The sequence below is a fragment of the Dickeya chrysanthemi NCPPB 402 genome, from assembly GCF_000406105.1.
Taxonomy (GTDB): Bacteria; Pseudomonadota; Gammaproteobacteria; order Enterobacterales; family Enterobacteriaceae; genus Dickeya; species Dickeya chrysanthemi.
Genome location: NZ_CM001974.1, coordinates 283,270 through 306,299, shown reverse-complemented (window position 1 = coordinate 306,299; position 23,030 = coordinate 283,270). Strand labels below are relative to the sequence as shown.

Below are 23,030 nucleotides of genomic sequence, written 5' to 3'. Positions count from 1 at the left end.
GGCGAGCGCTATCAGGGCGTGGTCGGGCTGGATGGCGACAACGTGGCGACTTGTCTGGAAAATTACTTCCAGCAGTCCGAGCAGTTACCGACTCGTCTGTTCATTCGCACCGGCGAACATGACGGTCGCCAATGTGCCGCCGGGATGCTCTTGCAGGTGCTGCCGGCGCAGCAGGGGAACCGTGACGATTTCGACCATCTCACGCAATTAACCGCCACCGTGAAAGGCGAAGAGCTGTTCGGTTTGCCGGCCGATGACGTGTTGTATCGTTTGTACCATCAGGAAAACGTCACCCTGTACGAACCGCAGCCGGTCACATTCCAGTGCCATTGCTCGCGGGAACGCTGTGCCGATGCACTGATGACGCTGTCGGCCGACGAGGTCAGCGATATTCTGGCGCAAGACGGGCAGATCGATATGCACTGCGATTATTGCGGTAGCCATTATCTGTTCAACGCACAGGATATCAACGACATTCGTCAATCCAGCGATACCCCGACGTTACACTAATCGACGTTACATTAATCCTGTCCGCATACTGCGCCATCTTGCTGCGCCACGGATAACCCGCCAACGGGTTATCCGTCGTTTTCAGAATAATCAGCACCGCCATCAACCACCGGTACTTTACCCGTCCATTTTGGTTATATCGCAACCGTTTGCTTACTTTTTGTTCACATGTATAAGCAAAGTTATTAATGAATTTATTTAATTTTTTGATTGTCATCGTGGTTAAAATAAGCTCGCCTTCTAGACTTACTATGCAGTACGACTATAACGATCCAGGAGTAGCAACATGCAGATAAAAGGCATTACGCCAGAAGCACTGACGGCTTATGGTATTCATGATGTCCGCGAAATTGTCTACAACCCGAGCTACGATTTACTTTTTACCGAAGAAACATCCCCTACCCTACAAGGCTATGAACGCGGTATCGAAACCCAATTGGGTGCGGTTGCCGTTGATACCGGTATTTTCACCGGCCGTTCCCCGAAGGATAAGTACATCGTCCGCGACGATGTCACCCGCGATACCGTGTGGTGGTCCGATCAGGGCAAAGGCAAAAACGACAACCATCCGCTCAGCCAGGAAACCTGGCAACACCTGAAACAACGGGTCACCCGCCAGTTATCCGGTAAACGCGTGTTTGTCGTTGATGCTTTCTGCGGCGCTAATGCCGACACGCGTCTGAAGGTTCGTTTCATCACTGAAGTCGCCTGGCAGGCTCACTTCGTGAAAAACATGTTTATCCGCCCCAGTGATGAGGAATTACCGGGTTTCGAGCCGGATTTCATCGTGATGAACGGTGCGAAATGCACTAACCCACAGTGGCAGGAACAAGGGCTGAACTCGGAAAACTTCGTGGCGTTCAACCTGACGGAGCGTATTCAGCTTATCGGCGGCACCTGGTACGGCGGCGAGATGAAGAAAGGGTTGTTCTCCATCATGAACTACCTGTTGCCGCTCAAAGGCATCGCATCCATGCATTGCTCCGCCAACGTAGGCGAGAAAGGTGACGTGGCGGTGTTCTTCGGCCTGTCCGGCACCGGCAAAACCACACTGTCCACCGATCCGAAACGCCAGTTGATCGGCGATGACGAGCACGGCTGGGATGACGACGGCGTGTTCAACTTCGAAGGCGGTTGCTACGCGAAGACCATCAACCTCTCCGCAGAAGCCGAGCCGGATATTTATCATGCTATCCGACGCGATGCGCTGCTGGAAAACGTGACCGTACTGGCCGATGGCAGCGTGGATTTCAGCGACGGTTCTAAAACCGAGAACACCCGCGTGTCCTACCCGATTTATCACATCGATAATATCGTGAAGCCGGTTTCCAAAGCCGGGCACGCCACCAAGGTGATTTTCCTGACCGCCGACGCCTTCGGCGTGTTGCCGCCGGTGTCTCGCCTGACGGCGGACCAGACCCAGTATCACTTCCTGTCCGGTTTTACCGCCAAACTGGCGGGAACCGAACGCGGCGTCACCGAACCGACGCCAACCTTCTCCGCCTGCTTTGGCGCGGCATTTCTGACGCTGCACCCGACGCAGTACGCCGAAGTGCTGGTGAAACGTATGCAGGCGGCAGGCGCCAAAGCCTATCTGGTCAATACCGGCTGGAACGGCACCGGCAAGCGCATCTCCATCAAGGATACGCGCGGCATTATCGACGCGATCCTCAATGGCAGCATTGACGATGCCGAAACCCAGACGTTGCCTATCTTTAATCTGTCGATCCCGACCGCATTGCCGGGCGTGGATCCGGCGATTCTGGATCCGCGCGACACCTACGCCTCTGTAGCGCAATGGGAAGAGAAGGCTCACGACTTGGCGCAGCGCTTTATCACTAACTTCGATAAATACACCGACACCCCTGCCGGTGCGGCGCTGGTTTCCGCCGGCCCTAAATTGTAACAACGCCAGGCTGCTACCGCTCATCCGGTAACATCACCGACAGTAAAAAAGGCGCAATACGCGCCTTTTCCTTTAACTATTGTTTTTGCTGTTTTTTCCGCAGCGACTCGCCGCTATTTTTTCTCTTGCCTGCCATGGCCCGCCGACGGCGGCGTTCCGCGCCGATGGCCGTCACGCGTACGTACCGTGGAAGCGCCGGCTTGATTCGGGAACGCCAGCGGCAGGTAAGCCCGTACCCGTAATCCGCCTCGCTCACTGCTGCCGACATTCAGCGACCCGTTGTGCGCGTCAATGATGCGCTGCACAATCGCCAGACCTAACCCGGTCCCACTGGTACTGCGGGCGCTGTCGCCGCGCACAAACGGCTGGAACAGGTGTGCGAGCTGCGATGGGTCGATGCCGGGGCCGTCGTCTTCCACCTGAAACCAGGCTCGCTGCAATTCCCGGCCACTGCTGACGCGAATCCAGCCGTTACCGTAACGGGCGGCGTTCACGACCAGATTCGCTACCGCCCGCTTGATGGACAACGGGCTGACCTTCATGAGCAGCTCGCCCCGCGCAAGTTCGCTGTCAATCTCGCGCTCGTAACCGCTTTCCGATGCCACCACTTCACCCAGAATCGCGTTAAGATCAGCCACCTCCATCTGCATTTCCTGGCCGGTGCGCAGATAGTCGATGAACTGTTCAATGATGGCGTTGCACTCTTCGATATCCTTATTGATCGACTCCGCCAGGTATTCATCTTCCTGGCTCATCATCTCGGTTGCCAGGCGAATGCGGGTCAACGGCGTGCGCAGGTCATGGCTGACGCCGGCCATCAGTAGCGTTCGGTCATCCGCCAACAACTTAACGCCAGATGCCATCTGATTGAAGGCTCGCGTCACCGAACGCACTTCCGATGCGCCGTATTCACGCAGCGGCGGCGGAATAATGCCTTTACCCACTTGAATGGCGGCATGTTCCAGCTCTACCAGCGGCCGGTTCTGCACCCGGATAAATAGCCAGGCGCCGCCGATAACCAGCAGCATGATCGCCAGGGTATAACGAAACAGCGGCGAGAAGTCGCCCTGATGGATTTCCGTCAGCGGCACCCGCACCCAGATATCCGGCGACAACCAGGTTTTCAGCCACACCACCGGCGTATTCTTGCTGACTTCCACCCGCACTTCGGTCGGCCCACCCAGTTGCTGTGCCATCTGCTGACTCAGGAACTTGTAGTGCTGCGCCCAGCGCAGCCCGCTCTCTTGCGCCGCAGCATTGGTATAAAGCGAAATACCCAGTTCACGATAAATCTCACGCCGGAACGCGGGGGGCACGTCCAGCGTGGAACCATCTTCCAACTGCAGTTTGTCCGTCATCAACATTCTGACCTCATAGGCCAGAACCTTGTTGAACTGTTGCAGACTGGGCAGGATCGCGAAGTTAAGCACCACCAGATAGGTGGTGACAAGGCTAACGAACAGCAGAGTAACAATCAGCAACAGCGTGCGGGCGAAGGCGCTGCGTGGAGAGAAGCGCCATCGAGTCATGCTTTACTGCCGTCCGGCACAAAAACGTAACCCAGTCCCCATACGGTCTGGATGTAACGCGGGTGTGCAGGGTCTTCTTCTACCATGCGGCGCAAGCGGGAAATCTGAACATCAATGGAACGCTCCATGGCGCTGTACTCACGGCCACGGGCCAGATTCATCAGTTTGTCGCGGGATAGTGGCTCACGCGGATGGCTGACCAACGCCTTGAGCACCGCAAACTCGCCGCTGGTCAACGGCATCGGTTCGTCGTCGCGGAACATTTCGCGCGTACCCAGATTCAGTTTGAACTTGCCGAATGCGATAACCGCCTCTTCTTGCGACGGCGCGCCGGGCAACTCGTTGGCCTGACGACGCAATACCGCACGAATACGGGCCAGCAGCTCACGGGGGTTAAACGGCTTGGGAATGTAATCATCCGCACCGATTTCCAGGCCCACAATCCTGTCCACTTCCTCGCCTTTTGCCGTCACCATGATAATCGGCATCGGGTTGCTCTGGCTGCGCAGACGACGGCAGATAGACAAACCATCTTCCCCCGGCAACATCAAATCCAACACCATCAGATGGAAAGATTCGCGCGTCAGCAGGCGATCCATCTGTTCGGCGTTGGCGACGCTGCGTACCTGAAAACCCTGTTCGGTCAGATAGCGTTCCAGTAACGCTCGCAGGCGCATATCGTCATCCACAACCAGAATTTTATAATTCTCTTGCATCTCTCTTCTCCAAAGACGTGATAGCGGCCAGCGCTTGGCTTCATTACGAAACACAATCTAATATTGTTCAGAAACCTGCAACGAACTGACAGTCGTTTCTGGTATATATTCTAGGCAAAATTGTTACAAAGGATATAAAAATACGTTGTAATCAAACCGTTCCTGCCATAGCGCACCGCAAACCACGCCACAAATGACGCGTTATCCGCTATGTTATCTCACCGCCGTCGATTATAACGATTTTATGATCTCCACATTTCAGAAAAGCGTATGAAAACCGATCTGATCACCCGCGAAGGCTATGAAGCCCTGCATCAGGAATTGAACTATCTGTGGAAAGAACGCCGCCCGGAAATCACGGAAAAGGTGGCCTGGGCCGCCAGTCTGGGCGATCGCAGCGAAAATGCCGATTACCTCTACAATAAACGCCTGCTGCGGGAAATCGACCGTCGGGTGCGTTATCTGCGCAAGCGACTGCAAGTGGTGCGGGTGGTGGATTACTCCCCCCAGCAGGACGGCAAAGTGTTTTTCGGCGCCTGGGTCGAGGTGGAAAACGAAGACGGCGATATCAAATGCTTTCGTATCGTCGGGCCGGACGAAATCTACGGGCGCAAAGATTACATTTCCATTGATGCCCCGATGGCGCGCGCCCTGCTGAAAAAAGCGGTGGATGAAGAAGCGGTGGTCAACACACCTACCGGCCCCAAGGTCTGGTACGTCAATAAAATTGACTATCACCACCCCATTGGCTGACCGCCCCAACCCATAACATTGAACGGTAGCAACCGCCTGCCGTTCATACTTTCTTTCATCTTTCTGACATGCTAGTGAGATTTTTTTGAAATAAAGCCGTAGCATTCCGGCTACGGATAATAGCCCAAGAATGCAAATGAATAAGTACCAGCAGTACGCCCGCACCTTGCTGAAGACCCTCTGGTGGCAAGTATTACTACTGAGTTTATTGTTGTCCGGCGCCCGTCTGGCCATGTTTTGGGTGTTTGCCGATGTACAGCAACTACAAGATCACGAGGCTGCCATCAGGCTGATGTGGCTCACCGGGCTGCGTTATGACTTACGCGCCGTGTCCATCCTGCTGGCACCGCTGCTGGTCATCGGTTTGCTGATAAGCCTGCATCACATCGGCTGGCGCTGGTTGCAGCGCATCGCTCCCTGGTATCTGGGTGGTTGCGCCTTTCTGGTCAGCGCCATCGCCATCATCAACTACTTTTATTATCAGACCTATCACACCTACATCGATATTTTCGCTTTCGGGCTGATTGACGATGGCCCGCGCGCCGTTCTGACCAACATCTGGCAGGACTATCCGATCGTGATTTCGCTGCTGCTGGTGTTGCTGTTCGCCTGGCTGAGCGCGCGCCTTGCCAGACAAACGCTGCTGTCGACACGTTCGCCGCGGTTACTGTCCCGCACGATGTTTGTGGTGTATCTGTTCATCAGTCTGTTGCTATTCTTCGCCATGATTCGCGGTAGTCTTAGCACTTTCCCGCTGCGGCGCAACGATTCACAGATTTCTTCCGCCACCATATTGAATAAACTGACGCCCAATGGCCTGATGGCTTCCGCCTGGGCGATGGGCGACCGGGACGACGACATCCGCTTCGAGCCGGTTACGCGTACAGCCGGAGAACGGTTGCGAGCCCAAAGCGGCCTGAGCACACTGGAAGGTCGCACGCCGGTCAATCCCTGGCTGGCGGCACACCGCCCCAACGTGGTGATGGCGCTGATGGAAAGCATGGGCAGTAATATGCTGGTGTATGACCACCTGCCGGATAACGACATGCTGGGTGCCCTGCGGCCGCATTTCGCTACGAATTTTGTGTTCCGCCGCTTTGTATCGGAAGGCAACGGCACGGCGCCGTCGTTCGCCGCGATGTTTTTCCACAGCCCAATCCAGAATCTCAGTCATTCATCCGCACAGTATAAATCGCTGGACGACACCCCCTACGCCACCTACAAAAAAGCGGGCTACAAAGTGATATTTATCACTTCCGGCAGCCGCATGTGGCGTAACTTCGGCAATTATCTGCCGCGGCTTGGCGTCGATGAGATTTACGACCAAAGTTCCCTGATGGAACGCTACCCGGAATCACGCGCCATGTTGACCGACTGGGGCGTACCGGATGAATTCGCGTTTCGGCTGGCGCAAAGCTTACTGGCAGACGCACGCCAGCCGTTATTCATCAGTATTCTGACCGTGACCAATCACCCGCCCTATCAGGTTCCGGCCAGCTATCATCCGCACCCGGTACATGCCGGGCCAGAGATGATGGCGCACGCTGAAGTCAATCAACGGGAACAAGAATCCATCGCCGCTACCTACCAGTACGCCACCGATGCGTTAGGCGAATTTATTACTGCGGTGAAATCGTCCCCAGTGGGAGAATCCACACTGATTGCGGCAACCGGCGACCACCAGATGCGTCGGCTGAAAGCACAGTATCCGCACGAGCAGTTCCTTGATCGCGCCGTGCCTTTCTATTTGTACGTGCCGAAAACCATTCTGGCGCAAACCGCCTGGCGCTTTGACCCATCACGCCCCGGTTCGCACAAGGATATCTTCCCAACACTCTACGCTTACAGCCTCGCCGATACCCCCTATTACGCTCTCGGCGGGCGCAATATGCTGGCGGAACAGGATGATGCAACGCGGGCATTTGGTTACAACCAGGTGTTGTGGATCGATGAGCAGGGCGTCACCCCCATCGGCAGCAACGGGCGCTACCCCTGGGACCCGGCCAATCCGATGCTGACGCAAAGCGCGCCATCCGCCATCAGCGCAGAGCAACAGCAACGCACCACCGCCTACCCGGCCTTGCTGCACTGGCAGATCAACGCCCGCGAACAGGGCGTTATCGACAAGTAATCGTTCAACCGTGCCCGGCAAAATCGGCCGGGCACCGGCACATCATCGCCATAGCGCGCAGATTCGTTACGTTCAGAAAAATTTATTCCGGCTTTGACATAAAGATGTCATTTCCCTCCCTTACCGTGGCAACGGTGATTATGGAGGTCAATTTATGTTCAGCCTGGATACCATTCTGCAAGATATTGCACCACATCGTCCCACGCCGAAGTGGCAGCGTTCCATTCTGCGCACGATGCTATTCGAAACCGAAATACAGGATTTTGCCCAGCGCTATCCTCATCTGAAAGGGTTGGATCTGGTGGAACAGATCCTCGACCACTTCAACCTTAACTGCGAAATGGTAGAAGGCGATCTGGAAAATATTCCCAGTCGGGGACCGGTGATACTGGTCGCCAACCATCCGATCGGTTCGCTGGACGGACTCGCTTTGCTGCGCACCGTCGCCAGTGTGCGCCCCGATGTGCGTGTCGTCGCCAGTCAATTGCTTTCCTATATCGGGCCGCTGAAAAACCTGTTTTTCGCCGTGGATAACTTCAGCAACCGTACCCGACGTCACCAGCTCGCCGCCATTCAGGAACATTTGGCCGGCGACGGCGCGATCATCATGTTTCCCGCCGGTGAAGTCTCCCGTATGAGCCTGAAAGGTATCCGCGATGGTCACTGGCATAGCGGCTTTATCCGCATGGCGGCCAAAGCGCGCGCGCCGATTGTGCCGATTCACATCAGCGGCCGTAACAGTAACCTGTTCTATCTCTCCTCGTTAATTTACCGACCGTTGTCGACGTTGTTGCTGGTGCGGGAGATGTTCCGCCAGCGCGGTAACCGGCTACGTTTTCGTATCGGCGCGCAGATCCCCTATCCCACCTGGAGCCAGGGGGAGTGGCAGCCCAACGATCTGGCCGCCCGCTTCCGCCGTCATGTCTACCGTCTGGGGCAAGGCAAACCCGGCTGTTTCCCCGGCGAAAAACCGATAGCGTTAGCGGAAGAGAGGACGTTGCTTAAACGCGCGCTGGAAAGCTGCGAAACACTCGGCACCACGCCGGACGGCAAGAAAATCTACCTTTATCGCCGTGGCAGCGAGGATTATGTGCCGATCTTGCGTGAGCTGGGGCGACTGCGGGAAATCGCGTTTCGCGCCGTCGGCGAGGGCTCCGGCAAACGCCGTGATCTTGATAGCTTCGACGACGATTACCTGCATCTGGTGCTATGGGACGACCGTGAACTCGAAATCGTCGGCGCCTATCGGTTCGCGCCGACGGCACGGCTGCTGGCGGAAAAAGACATCAGTAGCTTATACAGCCACAGCCTGTTCCAGTACGGCGACGAGATGGCGCCGGTGCTGGCCAGCGGCATTGAACTGGGTCGCAGCTTTATTCAACCCAAATACTGGGGAAAACGCGGCCTGGATTACCTGTGGCTGGGGATCGGCGCGTATCTGGCGCGCTACCCGGAATATCGCTACCTGTTCGGCCCGGTATCCCTGTCAGGCTCATTGCCGTCTACCGCGCGCGACCTGCTGATTGCCTTTTACCGACTACACTTTGCCCCCAGCCAAATGCTGGCCCGCTCGCGTCGCCCTTACCCGGCGTCGCTGCCGGACGTGCTCAGGCAATTCGAAGGGGACGACTACCTGCAGGATTTAACCCGGCTCAAAAGCATGCTCAGCAACATCGGATGCTCCATTCCCACCTTGTACAAGCAGTATTCGGAACTGTGCGAGCCGGGCGGCGTGCAGTTTATCGATTTCGGCGTCGATCCGGACTTCAACAACTGCGTCGATGGGCTGGTGTTGGTGGATTTACAGCAGCTGAAACCCTCGCGCTATCAGCGTTATATCGAGCCGTTTTGCAATAAAGCCTAACGCCGTGGCGAATCGGTGCCGGCCGATCCGCTGCAAACCCTCCGTTTGTCTGACTGGCATTTTACGCCGTCAATCCGTATAACTGTCCCCCAGTTAGGTATCCTTTCAACATTCATTATCTCGCTAATTACACTATCTTGTTGATAACACTATGACGAACGCATTAAGCCAGATTATTGCCAGCGAATTGCAGGCGCGCACCGAGCAAGTGAGCGCAGCCATTCAGCTGCTGGACGAGGGCAACACGGTCCCGTTTATCGCTCGCTACCGTAAAGAAGTCACCGGCGGGCTGGATGACACCCAGCTGCGCCAACTGGAAAGCCGCCTGTCTTACCTGCGCGAGCTGGAAGAACGCCGCCAGACCATCCTCAAATCGATTGAAGAACAGGGCAAACTGACCGATGCGCTGGCGGCTTCCATCAACGGTACGCTGAGTAAAACCGAGCTGGAAGACCTCTACCTGCCCTACAAACCGAAACGCCGCACCCGCGGGCAAATCGCCATCGAAGCCGGGCTGGAACCGCTGGCGGACAGCCTGTGGAGCGACCCGTCGCAAACACCGGAACGGGCGGCCGAAGCTTACGTCAATGCCGATAACGGCGTGGCCGACGTCAAAGCCGCGTTGGACGGCGCGCGCTACATTCTGATGGAACGCTTTGCCGAAGATGCCGCGCTGCTGGGCAAGGTACGTGATTATCTGTGGAAAAACGCCCATCTGGTGTCCCGCGTGGTGGAAGGCAAAGAGGAAGACGGCGCGAAATTCCGCGACTACTTCGACCACCACGAACCGCTGTCACAGGTGCCGTCGCACCGGGCGCTGGCGATGTTCCGCGGCCGTAACGAAGGCGTGTTGCAACTGTCGCTGAATGCTGACCCACAGTTCGACGAACCGCCCAAAGAGAGCCACGGCGAGCACATCATCATCGACCACCTGGGTCTACGCCTTGGTAATGCACCAGCAGACAGCTGGCGACGCGCGGTGGTGAACTGGACCTGGCGCATCAAGGTGCTGCTGCATCTGGAAACCGAGTTAATGGGCAGCGTGCGTGAAAAAGCCGAAGATGAAGCCATCAACGTATTCGCCCGCAACCTGCACGACCTGCTGATGGCCGCGCCCGCCGGTATGCGCGCCACCATGGGATTGGATCCGGGCCTGCGCACCGGCGTGAAAGTGGCGGTGGTGGACGCGACCGGCAAGCTGGTGGCAACCGACACTATTTATCCGCACACCGGTCAGGCCGCCAAAGCCGCCGCCATTGTCGCGGCATTGTGCATCAAACATCAGGTGGAGCTGGTCGCCATCGGCAACGGCACCGCGTCGCGTGAAACCGAGCGCTTCTTCCTCGATACCCAGAAGCAGTTCCCGGACGTCAAAGCGCAGAAGGTGATCGTCAGCGAAGCGGGCGCATCGGTCTATTCCGCCTCGGAACTGGCGGCGCTGGAGTTCCCGAGTCTGGACGTGTCGCTGCGTGGTGCAGTCTCCATCGCTCGCCGCCTGCAAGACCCGCTGTCCGAACTGGTCAAGATCGACCCGAAATCCATCGGCGTCGGCCAATATCAGCATGACGTCAGCCAGACCCAACTGGCGAAGAAACTGGATGCGGTGGTGGAAGACTGCGTGAACGCCGTCGGCGTCGATCTCAACACCGCGTCGGTGCCGTTGCTGACCCGCGTGGCGGGCCTCACCCGATTAATGGCGCAGAACATCGTCAGTTGGCGTGACGAAAACGGCCGCTTCAACAACCGCGACCAGTTGCTTAAAGTCAGCCGCCTCGGCCCGAAAGCCTTCGAGCAATGCGCCGGCTTCCTGCGTATTAACCACGGCGACAACCCGCTCGATGCCTCCACCGTTCACCCGGAAGCCTACCCGGTGGTAGAACGGATTCTGGCGGCAACTGAGCAGAAACTGCAGGATCTGATGGGTAACGCAGGCTCGCTGCGCAGCCTGAAGCCAGCCAGCTTTACCGACGAGCGCTTCGGGGTGCCGACGGTGACCGACATCATCAAAGAGCTGGAAAAACCGGGCCGCGACCCGCGTCCGGAATTCAAAACCGCCAGCTTCGCCGACGGGGTGGAAACCCTCAACGACCTGACGCCGGGTATGATTCTGGAAGGCGCCGTCACCAACGTCACCAACTTCGGCGCGTTTGTGGATATCGGCGTACATCAGGATGGGCTGGTGCACATCTCTTCGCTGTCCGATCGCTTCGTGGAAGACCCGCATCAGGTGGTGAAAGCCGGTGACATCGTGAAGGTGAAAGTGCTGGAGGTCGACCTGCAACGCAAGCGTATCGCGCTGACTATGCGGCTGGACGAACAACCGGGCGAAGGCAACAGCCGTCGCGGCAGCGGACGCGAACGCGACAACGGCAATCCATCGCGCCCGGCCCAGGCCGGCAACAAAGCGCGCCCGCGCCAGGCCAGCAGCACCCCGGCCGGCAACAGCGCCATGAGCGACGCACTGGCGGCGGCGTTTAATAAACGGTAATAGCCCTTGGCAGGGTTCAGGCTCGATAGCCTGAACCCTGTATTTAGAAATTAGAAGCAGTGACTGGCGAGTCATGCCTGAATGATGTACCTATGCTGAAATACAACAATCCTCATTGAGGCTAACTGTATAAAAATCACTTCAAACACCTCAAAAGGGAATTACACATGGATACAGTGGAAGAAATAGGTGGAACATATTTTTACAATGGGATGATAAATTTAAGCGCAGGAGAATTATTCTTCTGGATTATGGTTAATGAGACCATGAAACACTTTGGCATCGACGACGCTCTCGCGATGAGTATGATTCTTTTAGGGAGAAACGATCAAGATACAAGAAGAAAACCGTCTGGTGCAATAAAGGGAACATCATTATCTAGCATATATTCAAGGCGGATATTCAAAAAAACAAAAATCCCAATGGGAATATCCTTACCAACGATTATCGGAGGTCCAATACAAGGATTAAAGATAAGGTTTGTCAGGAATTTAGGGACGTTTGTTGGCAGAACAATACCTGTTTTAGGCTGGGCTATATTAATTTGTGATGTAAGCACCATATCCTACAATACTGTTCGACATTACAACCAAATAGCCAGAGGAGAGGATAAACTATATGGAAATTAATAAGAATAAAATAATAAACCTGGTTGAGAGGCACGCTGGATTTTCAATAACCCCATATCAAAAAAAAATAACAGAGGAAACTATAATAAACTCAGAATTTGATTTTGATGATGATGAAATACAAGCATTGATGTCTGAATTCTTTAAGGAGTTCAAAGTCAACCCAGGCAACTTTAATATAAAAAATTATTATTACGATTATTCAGACCATAGTTTAATTTCTCTTTTAAACCCATTTAAAAAAATTGAAAAACCAGAATTAAAAAAATTATATGTAGCAATGCTTATAGAATCCGAAAAATTAGGGTATTGGCTTTATGATTAACCTCCGAAGTGAATATTATACCCGTCGCACTTCAAGTTTTAATCCAAGGTATAACCTTCGGAGGTTATTGGAAATAAAAATTAATCTATTCGTTAATTCCATCATGCCAGATACTATAACCAGATGTACCGGCAGCTTTATGCGACCAAGATATGCTTTTATATTTAAGCATAACCTCTTCATAAGGGATTGATTCTATATTGTTTATAGAGTGTGGATATGATGATGATACAGATATGACTCTGGCATCAGCCAATGTTAGTTCATAAAAAACCTCCAACTTCCCAGCCGAATTCGTTCTATAGAAGAAAAAATTTGCCGTTAATTTTTCATTTGAGGTAATAGATACACCTAACAACGGAGAAGATTTATCTATAGGCTTTACTAATTGTATCGGATGATGAGCAACATTATCATCTCGTGTTATCGTATGGTTCAATCCTAATACCTGTATCTGATCTTCATGTCCAGACTGATAACGATTACCGATAGAATCTATAGTAGAACAGCCAGAAGAAATTAATCCCTGCTGATCGCCTTCCAAAGTTAGATAAATAAGATATGACATTTTTACATCCCTTTCTCTATTCAATCATCCACGTGTAATACTTTCTTTTAAAACTAGCATTATATACCCTAAATAATTCGAGTTGCAGGAAGGCGGCGACGCAGCGAATCTCCAGGAGCTTACTCAAGTAAGTGACTGGGGTGAGCGAGGAAAGCCAACACACCTGCAACTTGAAGTATGACGGGTATAAACATTACATTGAGCTGATTTAAATACAGCAACCGAATCGCCGAGATCCTTGTATCATAATCCTCGCATTTCGATAAACCACGCCCATGAATCGACTACACCAACCGATTTTCTGCCACAAACCCCACCACATGCTCCGTAAACACCTCCGGATGGGAGATAAACGGTGCGTGGGCCGCTTTCGGTATCACGACCGAAGTGGAGTGCGGGTACTGTTCGTCCATCAGCGCGGCAACTTTACGCGGCACCAGCCCGTCCAGCGCGCCGTACAGGCGCAGGAATGGCGTCGTCAGCCCGGCCAGTTCCTGACGTAAATCCACCTGACGTAGAATCTCCAGCCCGCCATCCAGTACTTCCACTGTCGGCGACGGTTGCGTCGTGACGACGGCCTTCAATAAACGCGCGTCTTTTCTGGCGCTTTCGGTGCCCAACGTCTGCAGCGCCAGAAACCGCTCGATAGTACCGGAAAAATCCTCGCTCAGTAGTTGCTGAAAACCGGACAGCACCAGCGGTTTGATACCGGGCCATTCATCTGCAGCCTCAAAGCGGGGTGAAGAGGCCACGGTAATCAGCGCACTGACCCGTTCTGGCGCACGGATAGCTGCCAGGCTTGCGACCAGTCCACCCAGCGACCACCCCAGCCAGACTGCTCGCGCTGGTGCGCCCGCCAGCACCGTCTCGGTCATCGCCTCCAGCGACATAGCGGGAAACCCCTGACTCTGACCGTAACCCGGTAAATCCACACAATGCAGCCGGAAATGCGGAGCCAGCCGCATAACGATGCTGTTCCACACTTTCGAATTCATTCCCCAGCCATGCAGCATCACAAGTTCGCATGTGCCTTCTCCTTGCGTGTGCCAGTGCAATGATTCCATCAGTTATTGTGTCCTCGTCAGAAGTGAATAGTTCAGGCCATGCCGCCCGCGCAGCCTGATGACTCAGGGAACGAGACAATGTTGACGATCATGGCACAGTGCTGGCTCTGCCAGCAGCCGCTCTATCATAGTCATCACGGAATTTGCAGTCACTGCCGCCGTCATCTGCCCCCACCACCGACCTGTTGCCCACGCTGCGGATTGCCTTCGGCATCCAACGTCCTGCCGTGCGGGCGCTGCCTGCAACAGCCGCCGCCGTGGCAGTCGTTGCTGTTTGTCAGCGACTACCAGCCGCCGCTTAATACGCTCGTCAGGCGCATCAAATTTCAGAGGCGCACCGAACTGGCTCCGGCACTGGCGCGGTTGCTATTACTGCAATGGCTGGCACGCCGCCGGGAGACGACGCTAACACTGCCCGAGGCGTATCCCCGCCCTGATGCCATCGTCACCGTTCCGCTACACCGCCGGCGTCACTGGCGCCGGGGGTTCAATCAAACCGATCTGCTGGCGCGCCAACTGGCGCACTGGCTGGGCTGCGCCTATCACCCTGATACCCTGATTCGCGTGCGTCATACCATTCCCCAGCAATCGCTGGGGGCCCGTTTGCGGCGTCGCAATCTGCGCGGTGCGTTCCGATGCCGACAAGATGTCATCAGCCAGCGCGTCGTCGGCAAACGGTTAGTATTGCTGGACGATGTGGTGACCACCGGCAGCACGGCGGCAGAGGTCAGCCGCACATTGTTGCATGCCGGTGCGCAGCAGGTTCAGGTATGGTGTGTATGCCGCACCTTGTCGTAACCGCCGGGATGGGCGTATTATAACCAACTAGCGTAGTCAACTATTGAGTTAACATTATGATTCGTATTACCGACGCTGCTCAGGAGCATTTTGCCAAACTGCTGGCAAAACAGGAGGAAGGCACCCAGATTCGTGTCTTCGTTATCAATCCCGGCACACCGAACGCCGAGTGTGGGGTGTCCTACTGCCCGCCCGATGCCGTCGAGCCGAACGATACCGAGCTGAAGTTTGAAAAACTGTCCGCGTATGTGGATGAACTCAGTGCGCCGTATCTGGAAGAGGCCGAGATCGACTTCGTAGCCGACCAACTGGGCTCCCAACTGACCTTAAAAGCACCGAACGCCAAGATGCGTAAAGTCGGCGATGATGCGCCGCTGATGGAGCGCGTGGAGTATGTGCTGCAATCGCAGATTAACCCGCAACTGGCTGGCCATGGCGGCCGTGTAACGCTGATGGAAATCACCGAAGAAGGCTACGCCATTTTGCAGTTTGGCGGCGGCTGCAACGGCTGTTCCATGGTGGATTACACGCTGAAGGAAGGCATCGAGAAAGAATTGCTGCAGAAATTCCCGGAACTGAAAGGGGTTCGCGACCTGACCGAACACCAGCGCGGCGAGCACTCCTATTATTAAGCGGGTGCATATTATTAAGCGGGTGCCTATTCAGCCACTGTGGTTTTGATTGTCATGAGCGGTCAGTCATCTGGCCGCTCATCGTTTCTGTTATCTGTTAACCCCGTCGACGCATACTCTCGTCACTCAGGCTTTTTTGTCTGTTCCTGCTTTCCATTATCCACCGGAGTATCCGCCGGTTTGACTGTCTTTTTGGTTCGAGACGGCACCGGCCCGCCACGACGTAGATCGATATCCCTGATCAGCCTTTCCAGATAACGGTCGGTGAAAATGGAATCCAGCGGGCGGCTCAGCTTACGCCGCCAGTTAGGGTATTCCTGATCGGTACCCGGCACATTTACCGGCGTCGACATATCCAGCCAGTCTTCAAGCTGCAAGCCCAGCAACGCGCTGGCGCTATCCGCCAGATAGCGTTGCACGCCACGATTAAGCTGGGCGCTCATGGTCGTCAGCGATGCATTGCGGCCCACCCGTTGAGGCAGCAACCCTTGCTCATGCAACGCATCCAGCAGCCCCTGCTTGGCGCACTCACGCGCTTCATGCTGGCGCTGCAGCGCGGCGGCGTCTGGATATAACCCAAGATCTTTACCTAACGTCAGATCGACCCCTTGCCAGTAACCGCGTAGCGTCGCCAGATCATGCGTGGTGATGGTCGCCATCGAACGAGGCGGATATTCATCCGGCGCACGAAAACGATCCTGCTGATCCTTCTCGAAAAACAACACCTTGTAGGAATAGACGCTGTTGTCGGGCAATTTATTGACGATCTCCTCCGGCACCGTGCCCAGATCTTCACCGATTACCAGACAACGATGGCGATGGCTCTCCAGCGCCAGGATCCCCAACAAGTCATCCACCGGGTAAAACACATAGGCACCGTGAGTCGCGTCGTTGCCGTTCAGAATCCACCACAGGCGCAGCAACCCCATTACATGGTCGATACGCAACGCGCCGCTATGCGCCATATTGCTGCGCAGCAAGTCGATAAACGGCTGGTAACCGCGCTGACGCAACAATGTCGGGTGCACCGGCGTCAGGTTCCAGTTTTGCCCGCCAGGCCCGAGCGGGTCCGGCGGTGCGCCGATCGTCACCGACAGACAATACAACTGTTGGTCGCCCCAGGTATCCACGCCGCCCTGCGCCACCCCGACCGCTAAATCGCGATATAGGCCGATCGGCATACCCAATTGTTTACTATGGGAAAAACAAGCCGCCAGTTGTTCATGCGCCAGCCACTGAAGCCAGCAATAGAATTGCACATCGTCGGCGTGCTCCTGCCGGAATGCCAGTGTGGCGTCGCTGCGTGCAGCGTGATATTCCTGCGGCCATTGCCGCCAGTCGGCGGTCGGTTTGCCCTGGTGCATCCACGCCTGTAACGCATCGTAGGTGGCCTGCTGCAACAGGCTTTCATCGTGGGTTTTGAGAAACTGCTGGAACGCCGTTTTACGCGGGTCCAGTGCATTGCGACCGGTGAAATGGCTAAACGCCAGTCGCAGCGCCGCCAGTTTCAGGCAGGTAACGGCGGTATAATCGACCCATCGGCTGGCGCGCGCCGCCGTCAGTTGCTGCTGGATATCGTCCTGTTTCCACCATGCGCGGGCGGCATCACTCTGATGAAAATCATCCACCTGATTGACATCGATATAGACAATATTCAGCCAATTACGCGAAGACGGGCTATACGGGCTGGCGGCCTCGGGCTGTGCCGGGTAAAGCGCATGCAGCGGATTCAAACCGACAAAGGCACCGCCCCGACGCGCCACCTGCTCCACCAGCGCTTTTAAATCGCCAAAATCGCCGACGCCCCAATTATCGGACGAACGCAGGGTATACAACTGCACCATGACGCCCCACCAGCGTTTTCCCTGCGTCAGCGGTTCCGGTTCATAACACCGCGCCGGGGCGACAATCACCCGGCAAGACCACTGCTGTTCGCCCTGCGTCAGCATCAACTGGTGATAACCGAGCGGCAGGTTATCCGGCAAGGCCAACACCGCCAGGCCGTTTACGCGCCCTTCGATAATGCCGCCTTTTTCATAGGCTAGCGTCCAGACATAGTCTCCTGCGTGACATAACGGCAATCGATTCTGCTGCCCCTGACGCAATACACATACCGACGACAACGGTGCCGTCGATGGTTCAGTCACCTCAAGCAGTTGCAGCAATGCCTGGCGGGTTTCGTTGTCTATCGCCCGTTCATTACCGTAAGCATCTTTATAGGTATCAGCGATCCCCATCTGGTGGGGTACGGATTTTTTTGCTTTCAACGCCATGGTATTGATTCCTTAATCACGCATCGTCCAGATACGTTTCTGATAATCCTGGATTGCCCGATCAGCACTGAACATCCCCATACGGGCGGTATTCAGGATGCAGCGACGCGTCCATTCATCAGGTTCACGATACAGCTCATCCACTCGCTGTTGCGCCTGGCAATAAGGGGCAAAGTCGGCCAGCACCAGATAGGGATCGCCCAGTTCCAGCAGGCTATCCAGCAAGGGGGCGAACGCCGTTTTATCGCCGTGGCTGAACGTCCCATCCGCCAGCTCGGCAAGAATTTCCTTTAATAGAGGGTTCGCAGCAATATAACGAGCGGGTTTATAGCCATCGGCAATCAGCGCTTTCACCTGATCGACGGTATGCCCGAAAATGAACAAATTCTCGGCACCGACTTCTTGCGCCATCTCCACATTGGCGCCATCCAACGTGCCCATCGTCAGCGCGCCGTTCAATGCCAGTTTCATATTGCCGGTCCCCGAAGCTTCCTTACCGGCAGTAGAAATCTGTTCCGACACGTCGGCAGCCGGAATAATCCGCTCCGCCAGCGAAACGCGGTAATCCGGTAAAAAAACCACCTTCAGGCGATCATTCACCCGTTTATCGCGATTAATGTGCTCCGCCACGCAGTTGATGGCGTAAATAATATTCTTCGCCAGTACGTAACCCGGCGCCGCCTTGGCGCCAAACAAAAAAAGGCGCGGCACGATATCCAATCCAGGGTCGATAAGCAATCGCTTATACAGCGACAAAATATGCAGCAAATTCAGATGTTGCCGTTTGTACTCATGCAACCGTTTGATTTGCACATCAAACACGGCGGCCGGATCGACGACAATGCCGTATTCGCGCCGCAGAAAGTGCGCCAACTGGGTTTTATTGTCCTGCTTGATTTGGCGATAGCGCGCCCGGAACGCACTATCCTGCGCGTAGGGCGCCAGCCCGTCCAACAGCGTCAGCCGGTTACCCCATTCGGTCTGTAGCGTCTCGTCAATCAGCGAAGAGAGCGCCGGATTGCACTGTTTCAGCCAGCGACGCGGCGTAATACCGTTGGTAACGTTATGAAATTTCGTCGGCCATAACTGGTGATATTCCGGGAACAGGTCGCGAACCACCAGTTCCGAGTGCATCTGTGCTACCCCGTTCACCGCAAAGCAAGCCACCACGCACAGGTTCGCCATTCTCACCTGACGGCGGTGCACCACCGCCAGACGCGCCCAAACCTGCCGATCGCCCGGCCAGCGCGCCTCCACCTGCCGACGCAGGTGCTCATTAATGGTTTTGATAATCGACAAATGACGCGGCAGCAGCCGGCCGAACAACCGTTCATCCCAACATTCCAGCGCTTCCGGCATCAGGGTGTGGTTGGTGTAGGCGAACAACCGCCCGGTCAACTGCCAGGCCTGTTCCCACGATAATTGGTATTCATCCAGCAACAGGCGCAGGGTTTCGGGGATCGCCAGCGTCGGGTGCGTATCATTCAGTTGCACCACTTCATAGTCGGGCAACGTCGCCAGCGGCCGACCGGCGCGCTCATGCCGCCGAAAAATATCCGCTACCGCACAGGCGCATTGAAAATACTGCTGCATCAGGCGCAATTTTTTGCCTGCCGCATGATTATCGTTCGGATAAAGCACTTTGGTCAGACTGGCGGCGGCGATCCCCCGCTGCTCGGCTTTCAGGTAATGGCCAGCGTTAAACTGCTCAAGGTCAAACGGTTCGCTATGGGTGGCCTGCCATAGCCGCAACGGTTGCACCTGACCATTGTGGTAACCGATAACCGGGATATCAGTGGCTTCGCCGACGACGACCTGTTCCGGGATCCAGCGCTCGCTGCCGTCCGGCTGGGCGACCAGTTCGCCGCCGAAACCGACCTCTACCGCCAGTTCCGGACGGGGCCGCGCCCACGGGTAACTGTCGCGCAGCCAGTCATCCGGTGTTTCCCGTTGGAAGCCGGCGTCGAAATGCTGGCGGAATAAGCCGTACTGATAATGCAGACCGTAACCGATCGCCGGTTGGCCGACGGTCGCCATCGCGTCCAGATAACAGGACGCCAGCCTTCCGAGCCCGCCATTGCCAAGCGCCGGGTCGGTTTCCTGCTCCAGCACGTCGCTCAACGCCAGCCCATGCTGGGCCAGTACCTCCGCCACCGCGTTATACCATCCCAAGTTGAGCAGGTTATTCCCGGTCAGGCGGCCGGGCAGGAACTCCATCGACAAATAATTAACGTGCCGTACCCCAGACGGCCCGGCATCAGGCGGAGCTGACTCGGCAGACGTCAACGCATCCAGTTGTTCCGTCAGCGCGGCGCTCACCCATTGCCAGCACTGACGCAACGACAGCGCCTGTAACGACGGCTGAGCGCACGCCTGCAACTGACGCTGCAAGGCGGCGGCAAACTGGGAAGAATTGAATAAGGGTGACATCGTGCCTCTCTCCTCTACGGGTGATGGAAAAAGGCACGTCGGGATCAGCACAACTCCAACTGTACCTTATGTTGTTCGATGATTTTCAGCACACTGGGTGGCGGTAACTGATCGGTAAAAAGATAGTCGATCAAATCCATGTTGCCCAAATTGACCATCGCGTTACGGCCGAATTTCGAATGATCCGTCACCAGCATCACGCAACGGGAATTTTCGATAATGGCGCGCTTGGTGCGAACCTCGTGATAGTCAAACTCCAGCAACGAACCATCCATATCGATGCCGCTGATGCCCAAAATGCCGAAATCGAGCCTGAACTGGGAAATGAAATCCAGCGTGGCTTCGCCGATGATGCCGCCATCGCGGCTGCGCACCTCGCCGCCGGCCAGAATCAGGCGAAAGTCCTCTTTCGCGGTCAGTAACGTTGCCACATTCAGGTTGTTGGTGACCACCCGCAAATCCTTATGATTCATCAGCGCATGGGCCACCGCTTCCGGCGTCGTGCCGATATCTATAAAAAGCGTAGCACCATCCGGGATTTGGCTGGCGACTTGTCTCGCAATCCTGGCTTTTTCATCTGACCACATCATCTTGCGGTCATGATAGGCGGTATTGACCGAGCTGGAGGGCAATGCCGCCCCGCCATGATGACGATGGATCTTATTTTGTTCCGCCAGATCGTTCAGATCACGGCGAATAGTCTGCGGGCTGACTGCAAAATGCTCCACCAGCTCTTCGGTACTAACGTATCCCTGCCGACGCACCAGATCGATAATCGCGTCGTGCCGCTGTGTTTGCTTCACATTGTTCCCCTAAAACGCCGACATGACCTCATGCCGGCCAACCAAGAAAGCGCGCCCATGGTAAAAACGCACACGGCGATAGCCACTGCGGCTTGACGCCACGTTTAGGGCTGCAGTAAATCCGCGATCACATTGAACGACGACGCGTATCCCACCACGCCATCAATACCCCCATGACCAATCCCGCGACGTGCGCCGCGTTGGCGATAGACATGCCCAACACATCGAAATAGCCGGCCACCAACCATATCAGCGCGAACGCCATCAAACTGCGTTGAAAGTGCAGCGGTCCGTCCGGTTCACGCTCGCCGCGCAGCCAGACATACCCCATCAGGGCGTACACCACACCGGATAAGCCGCCGAAATACACACCGCTGAACCAGGACTGCACCCACCCGCTGAATGCGGACGACGCCAGCAGAATCACGCACAATCGCCGGGAGCCCAATACGCGTTCTACCGGGCCGCCGAGATACCACCACCACATCAGGTTGAACAGCAAATGCAACAGCGAGAAATGCAACAGTGCATGGCTGAACCAACGCCAGAGCTGCAGGTTCTGGGTGCTATCCGGAAAAGCCAGCAGCATCATCAGGCGATCCACGCCATACACCTTCATCAGCAGGTATACCGCGATCGCGACCACCAACAAACTCAGCGTCAGCGGTCCTGCGCGCTGGCGCAGCGTTTGCAGGTAAGAAAAGGACGGGTAACGTAGCCCGCTATTGGTCGTCCCGCTCTGCCAACTGGCGGCCTGATAGCGCTCATGCCAGGGCTCCTGCAGAAAACGCTCCAGTTCCTGCTTCACCCGCTCCTGCTGGCTTTCGTCCGGCAGCCAGATATCCACGTCGTCTCCGTTAATGCGGGCAACCAGCCTGACCTGGTGCGTGTGCATATAGTCGACAAACGCCTGTGCCAGACGCGGATTGGATAGCGCAACAATTCGGATCATGACAATAGCCCAACGCATTCCGCCAATGAATTTATGTCTTCGATTCTAAAACATTTATTGCCCGGAACGCAGCGCAATAACCGCGCATAATCTTGCTTATTTCAGTATGCGTGTGACGGTTTTCACATCGTTTATTCATATAGGATGCAAACAATGTCATCGCACTGCGCTTATCGGGTATGCCAATGTGCGATTACCCTGCCGCCACATCCTGCGGAAAGCGTTTTTGCCAGGCATCGAAACCGCCATCCACGCTATATACGGCTTCAAAGCCTAGACTAATCAGGTAACTCGCCGCATTGCGACTGCTGATGCCGTGATAGCACATCACCATCACCGGCTGCTCAAAATCAGCGTCGCGCACAAAATCCGACAGTGTTTCGTTGGTCAGGTGGGTTGAGCCTGGGACATGCGCAGCACCGAAACTCTGCGGATCGCGGATATCGACCAACGCATGACCTTGCTGCCAGCGCTGATACGCCTGCTCGATATCGATTGACTGAAACTGCTCCATTGCCTGCCTCATATTTCTTGGTGAACGAATTGCTATTAAACGAATTGTTATTAACAGGTATGCCTGAAATGACAAACATTGTAACCCACCCATTGCATGGATAGACCGGATAAACCACATGGATATAGGGCGACACAGCAGGAAG

General features: G+C 55.4%; 19 protein-coding genes. 10 read left to right on the top strand and 9 right to left on the bottom strand.

Features of this window, described 5'->3' with window-relative positions:
* Window positions 1–510, top strand: a 510-nt coding sequence (locus tag DCH402_RS01450; RefSeq protein ID WP_039999220.1) for an Hsp33 family molecular chaperone HslO, incomplete at its 5' end; no start/stop codon positions are given.
* Between the two features lie 286 nt (window positions 511–796).
* Window positions 797–2,416: a phosphoenolpyruvate carboxykinase (ATP) gene (gene pckA / locus DCH402_RS01445; protein WP_012768027.1), complete on the top strand. Its 1,620-nt coding sequence runs from the start codon at window positions 797–799 to the stop codon at window positions 2,414–2,416.
* 113 nt (window positions 2,417–2,529) lie between these two features.
* Here the strand turns inward: pckA and envZ are convergent, their stop codons facing one another.
* Entirely contained in the window at window positions 2,530–3,945 is a 1,416-nt protein-coding gene (envZ, locus tag DCH402_RS01440; protein WP_039999218.1) for a two-component system sensor histidine kinase EnvZ, read from the bottom strand.
* Window positions 3,942–4,661, bottom strand: coding sequence for an osmolarity response regulator transcription factor OmpR (ompR, locus tag DCH402_RS01435; protein ID WP_001157747.1), 720 nt, complete (start codon window positions 4,659–4,661; stop codon window positions 3,942–3,944). The genes envZ and ompR overlap by 4 nt, the downstream gene beginning before the upstream one ends.
* A gap of 270 nt (window positions 4,662–4,931) precedes the next feature.
* Between ompR and greB the strand changes: the two genes are divergently transcribed.
* The 6 genes from greB (at window position 4,932) to DCH402_RS01405 (ending at window position 12,851) form a co-directional block, all read left to right on the top strand.
* Window positions 4,932–5,414, top strand: coding sequence for a transcription elongation factor GreB (greB, locus tag DCH402_RS01430; RefSeq protein ID WP_039999215.1), 483 nt, complete (start codon window positions 4,932–4,934; stop codon window positions 5,412–5,414).
* Between the two features lie 136 nt (window positions 5,415–5,550).
* Window positions 5,551–7,545 (top strand): LTA synthase family protein, encoded by a 1,995-nt coding sequence (locus DCH402_RS01425; RefSeq protein ID WP_040003286.1) that lies wholly within the window; start codon window positions 5,551–5,553, stop codon window positions 7,543–7,545.
* 154 nt (window positions 7,546–7,699) lie between these two features.
* Window positions 7,700–9,409: a bifunctional ornithine lipid synthase OlsF gene (olsF, locus tag DCH402_RS01420; protein WP_039999213.1), complete on the top strand. Its 1,710-nt coding sequence runs from the start codon at window positions 7,700–7,702 to the stop codon at window positions 9,407–9,409.
* Window positions 9,410–9,560: 151 nt separating this feature from the next.
* The gene (locus tag DCH402_RS01415) at window positions 9,561–11,897 is read left to right on the top strand and encodes a Tex family protein (RefSeq protein ID WP_039999212.1); all 2,337 of its coding nucleotides are present in this window, start codon (window positions 9,561–9,563) and stop codon (window positions 11,895–11,897) included.
* 167 nt (window positions 11,898–12,064) lie between these two features.
* Window positions 12,065–12,526, top strand: a complete 462-nt coding sequence (locus tag DCH402_RS01410) for an STM2901 family protein (protein ID WP_039999210.1) — start codon at window positions 12,065–12,067, stop codon at window positions 12,524–12,526.
* Window positions 12,516–12,851: a DUF1493 family protein gene (locus DCH402_RS01405; protein WP_039999209.1), complete on the top strand. Its 336-nt coding sequence runs from the start codon at window positions 12,516–12,518 to the stop codon at window positions 12,849–12,851. Before DCH402_RS01410 ends, DCH402_RS01405 begins: the two co-directional genes overlap by 11 nt.
* An 85-nt stretch (window positions 12,852–12,936) precedes the next feature.
* Here DCH402_RS01405 and DCH402_RS20935 read toward each other — a convergent pair whose 3' ends face one another.
* Together DCH402_RS20935 and bioH are read right to left on the bottom strand one after the other, a co-directional pair.
* A complete protein-coding gene (locus DCH402_RS20935) occupies window positions 12,937–13,419 on the bottom strand; it encodes an Hcp family type VI secretion system effector (protein WP_071604651.1) in 483 nt (160 codons plus the stop codon).
* 284 nt (window positions 13,420–13,703) lie between these two features.
* A complete protein-coding gene (bioH, locus tag DCH402_RS01400) occupies window positions 13,704–14,483 on the bottom strand; it encodes a pimeloyl-ACP methyl ester esterase BioH (RefSeq protein ID WP_039999207.1) in 780 nt (259 codons plus the stop codon).
* A gap of 78 nt (window positions 14,484–14,561) precedes the next feature.
* On the opposite strand from bioH, the gene gntX reads away from it, so the two are divergent.
* A complete protein-coding gene (gene gntX / locus DCH402_RS01395; RefSeq protein ID WP_039999205.1) occupies window positions 14,562–15,281 on the top strand; it encodes a DNA utilization protein GntX in 720 nt (239 codons plus the stop codon).
* 56 nt (window positions 15,282–15,337) lie between these two features.
* The gene (gene nfuA / locus DCH402_RS01390) at window positions 15,338–15,913 is read left to right on the top strand and encodes a Fe-S biogenesis protein NfuA (protein ID WP_039999203.1); all 576 of its coding nucleotides are present in this window, start codon (window positions 15,338–15,340) and stop codon (window positions 15,911–15,913) included.
* Between the two features lie 122 nt (window positions 15,914–16,035).
* Here nfuA and malQ read toward each other — a convergent pair whose 3' ends face one another.
* The 5 genes from malQ to glpE form a co-directional block, all read right to left on the bottom strand.
* Window positions 16,036–18,186 carry a 4-alpha-glucanotransferase gene (malQ, locus tag DCH402_RS01385; RefSeq protein ID WP_039999202.1) on the bottom strand — a complete coding sequence of 717 codons (2,151 nt, stop codon included), beginning with the start codon at window positions 18,184–18,186 and terminating at the stop codon, window positions 16,036–16,038.
* 12 nt (window positions 18,187–18,198) lie between these two features.
* Window positions 18,199–20,616, bottom strand: a complete 2,418-nt coding sequence (gene malP, locus DCH402_RS01380) for a maltodextrin phosphorylase (protein ID WP_039999201.1) — start codon at window positions 20,614–20,616, stop codon at window positions 18,199–18,201.
* A gap of 44 nt (window positions 20,617–20,660) precedes the next feature.
* Window positions 20,661–21,419, bottom strand: coding sequence for a DeoR/GlpR family transcriptional regulator (locus DCH402_RS01375; protein WP_012768014.1), 759 nt, complete (start codon window positions 21,417–21,419; stop codon window positions 20,661–20,663).
* 127 nt (window positions 21,420–21,546) lie between these two features.
* Window positions 21,547–22,371 (bottom strand): rhomboid family intramembrane serine protease GlpG, encoded by an 825-nt coding sequence (gene glpG / locus DCH402_RS01370; RefSeq protein WP_039999199.1) that lies wholly within the window; start codon window positions 22,369–22,371, stop codon window positions 21,547–21,549.
* A gap of 193 nt (window positions 22,372–22,564) precedes the next feature.
* Window positions 22,565–22,885 (bottom strand): thiosulfate sulfurtransferase GlpE, encoded by a 321-nt coding sequence (gene glpE, locus DCH402_RS01365; RefSeq protein ID WP_027710695.1) that lies wholly within the window; start codon window positions 22,883–22,885, stop codon window positions 22,565–22,567.
* Window positions 22,886–23,030 lie beyond the last annotated feature (145 nt).

What these genes read in the sequence shown, in the direction of transcription:
- bioH (WP_039999207.1), bottom strand. Translation starts at nt 14,483, where the DNA reads ATGGAATCATTGCACTGGCACACGCAAGGAGAAGGCACATGCGAACTT.
- DCH402_RS20935 (WP_071604651.1), bottom strand. Translation starts at nt 13,419, where the DNA reads ATGTCATATCTTATTTATCTAACTTTGGAAGGCGATCAGCAGGGATTA.
- DCH402_RS01405 (WP_039999209.1), top strand. Translation starts at nt 12,516, where the DNA reads ATGGAAATTAATAAGAATAAAATAATAAACCTGGTTGAGAGGCACGCT.
- DCH402_RS01425 (WP_040003286.1), top strand. Translation starts at nt 5,551, where the DNA reads ATGAATAAGTACCAGCAGTACGCCCGCACCTTGCTGAAGACCCTCTGG.
- glpG (WP_039999199.1), bottom strand. Translation starts at nt 22,371, where the DNA reads ATGATCCGAATTGTTGCGCTATCCAATCCGCGTCTGGCACAGGCGTTT.
- greB (WP_039999215.1), top strand. Translation starts at nt 4,932, where the DNA reads ATGAAAACCGATCTGATCACCCGCGAAGGCTATGAAGCCCTGCATCAG.
- ompR (WP_001157747.1), bottom strand. Translation starts at nt 4,661, where the DNA reads ATGCAAGAGAATTATAAAATTCTGGTTGTGGATGACGATATGCGCCTG.
- nfuA (WP_039999203.1), top strand. Translation starts at nt 15,338, where the DNA reads ATGATTCGTATTACCGACGCTGCTCAGGAGCATTTTGCCAAACTGCTG.
- pckA (WP_012768027.1), top strand. Translation starts at nt 797, where the DNA reads ATGCAGATAAAAGGCATTACGCCAGAAGCACTGACGGCTTATGGTATT.
- DCH402_RS01410 (WP_039999210.1), top strand. Translation starts at nt 12,065, where the DNA reads ATGGATACAGTGGAAGAAATAGGTGGAACATATTTTTACAATGGGATG.
- glpE (WP_027710695.1), bottom strand. Translation starts at nt 22,885, where the DNA reads ATGGAGCAGTTTCAGTCAATCGATATCGAGCAGGCGTATCAGCGCTGG.
- gntX (WP_039999205.1), top strand. Translation starts at nt 14,562, where the DNA reads ATGTTGACGATCATGGCACAGTGCTGGCTCTGCCAGCAGCCGCTCTAT.
- malQ (WP_039999202.1), bottom strand. Translation starts at nt 18,186, where the DNA reads ATGGCGTTGAAAGCAAAAAAATCCGTACCCCACCAGATGGGGATCGCT.
- envZ (WP_039999218.1), bottom strand. Translation starts at nt 3,945, where the DNA reads ATGACTCGATGGCGCTTCTCTCCACGCAGCGCCTTCGCCCGCACGCTG.
- DCH402_RS01415 (WP_039999212.1), top strand. Translation starts at nt 9,561, where the DNA reads ATGACGAACGCATTAAGCCAGATTATTGCCAGCGAATTGCAGGCGCGC.
- olsF (WP_039999213.1), top strand. Translation starts at nt 7,700, where the DNA reads ATGTTCAGCCTGGATACCATTCTGCAAGATATTGCACCACATCGTCCC.
- malP (WP_039999201.1), bottom strand. Translation starts at nt 20,616, where the DNA reads ATGTCACCCTTATTCAATTCTTCCCAGTTTGCCGCCGCCTTGCAGCGT.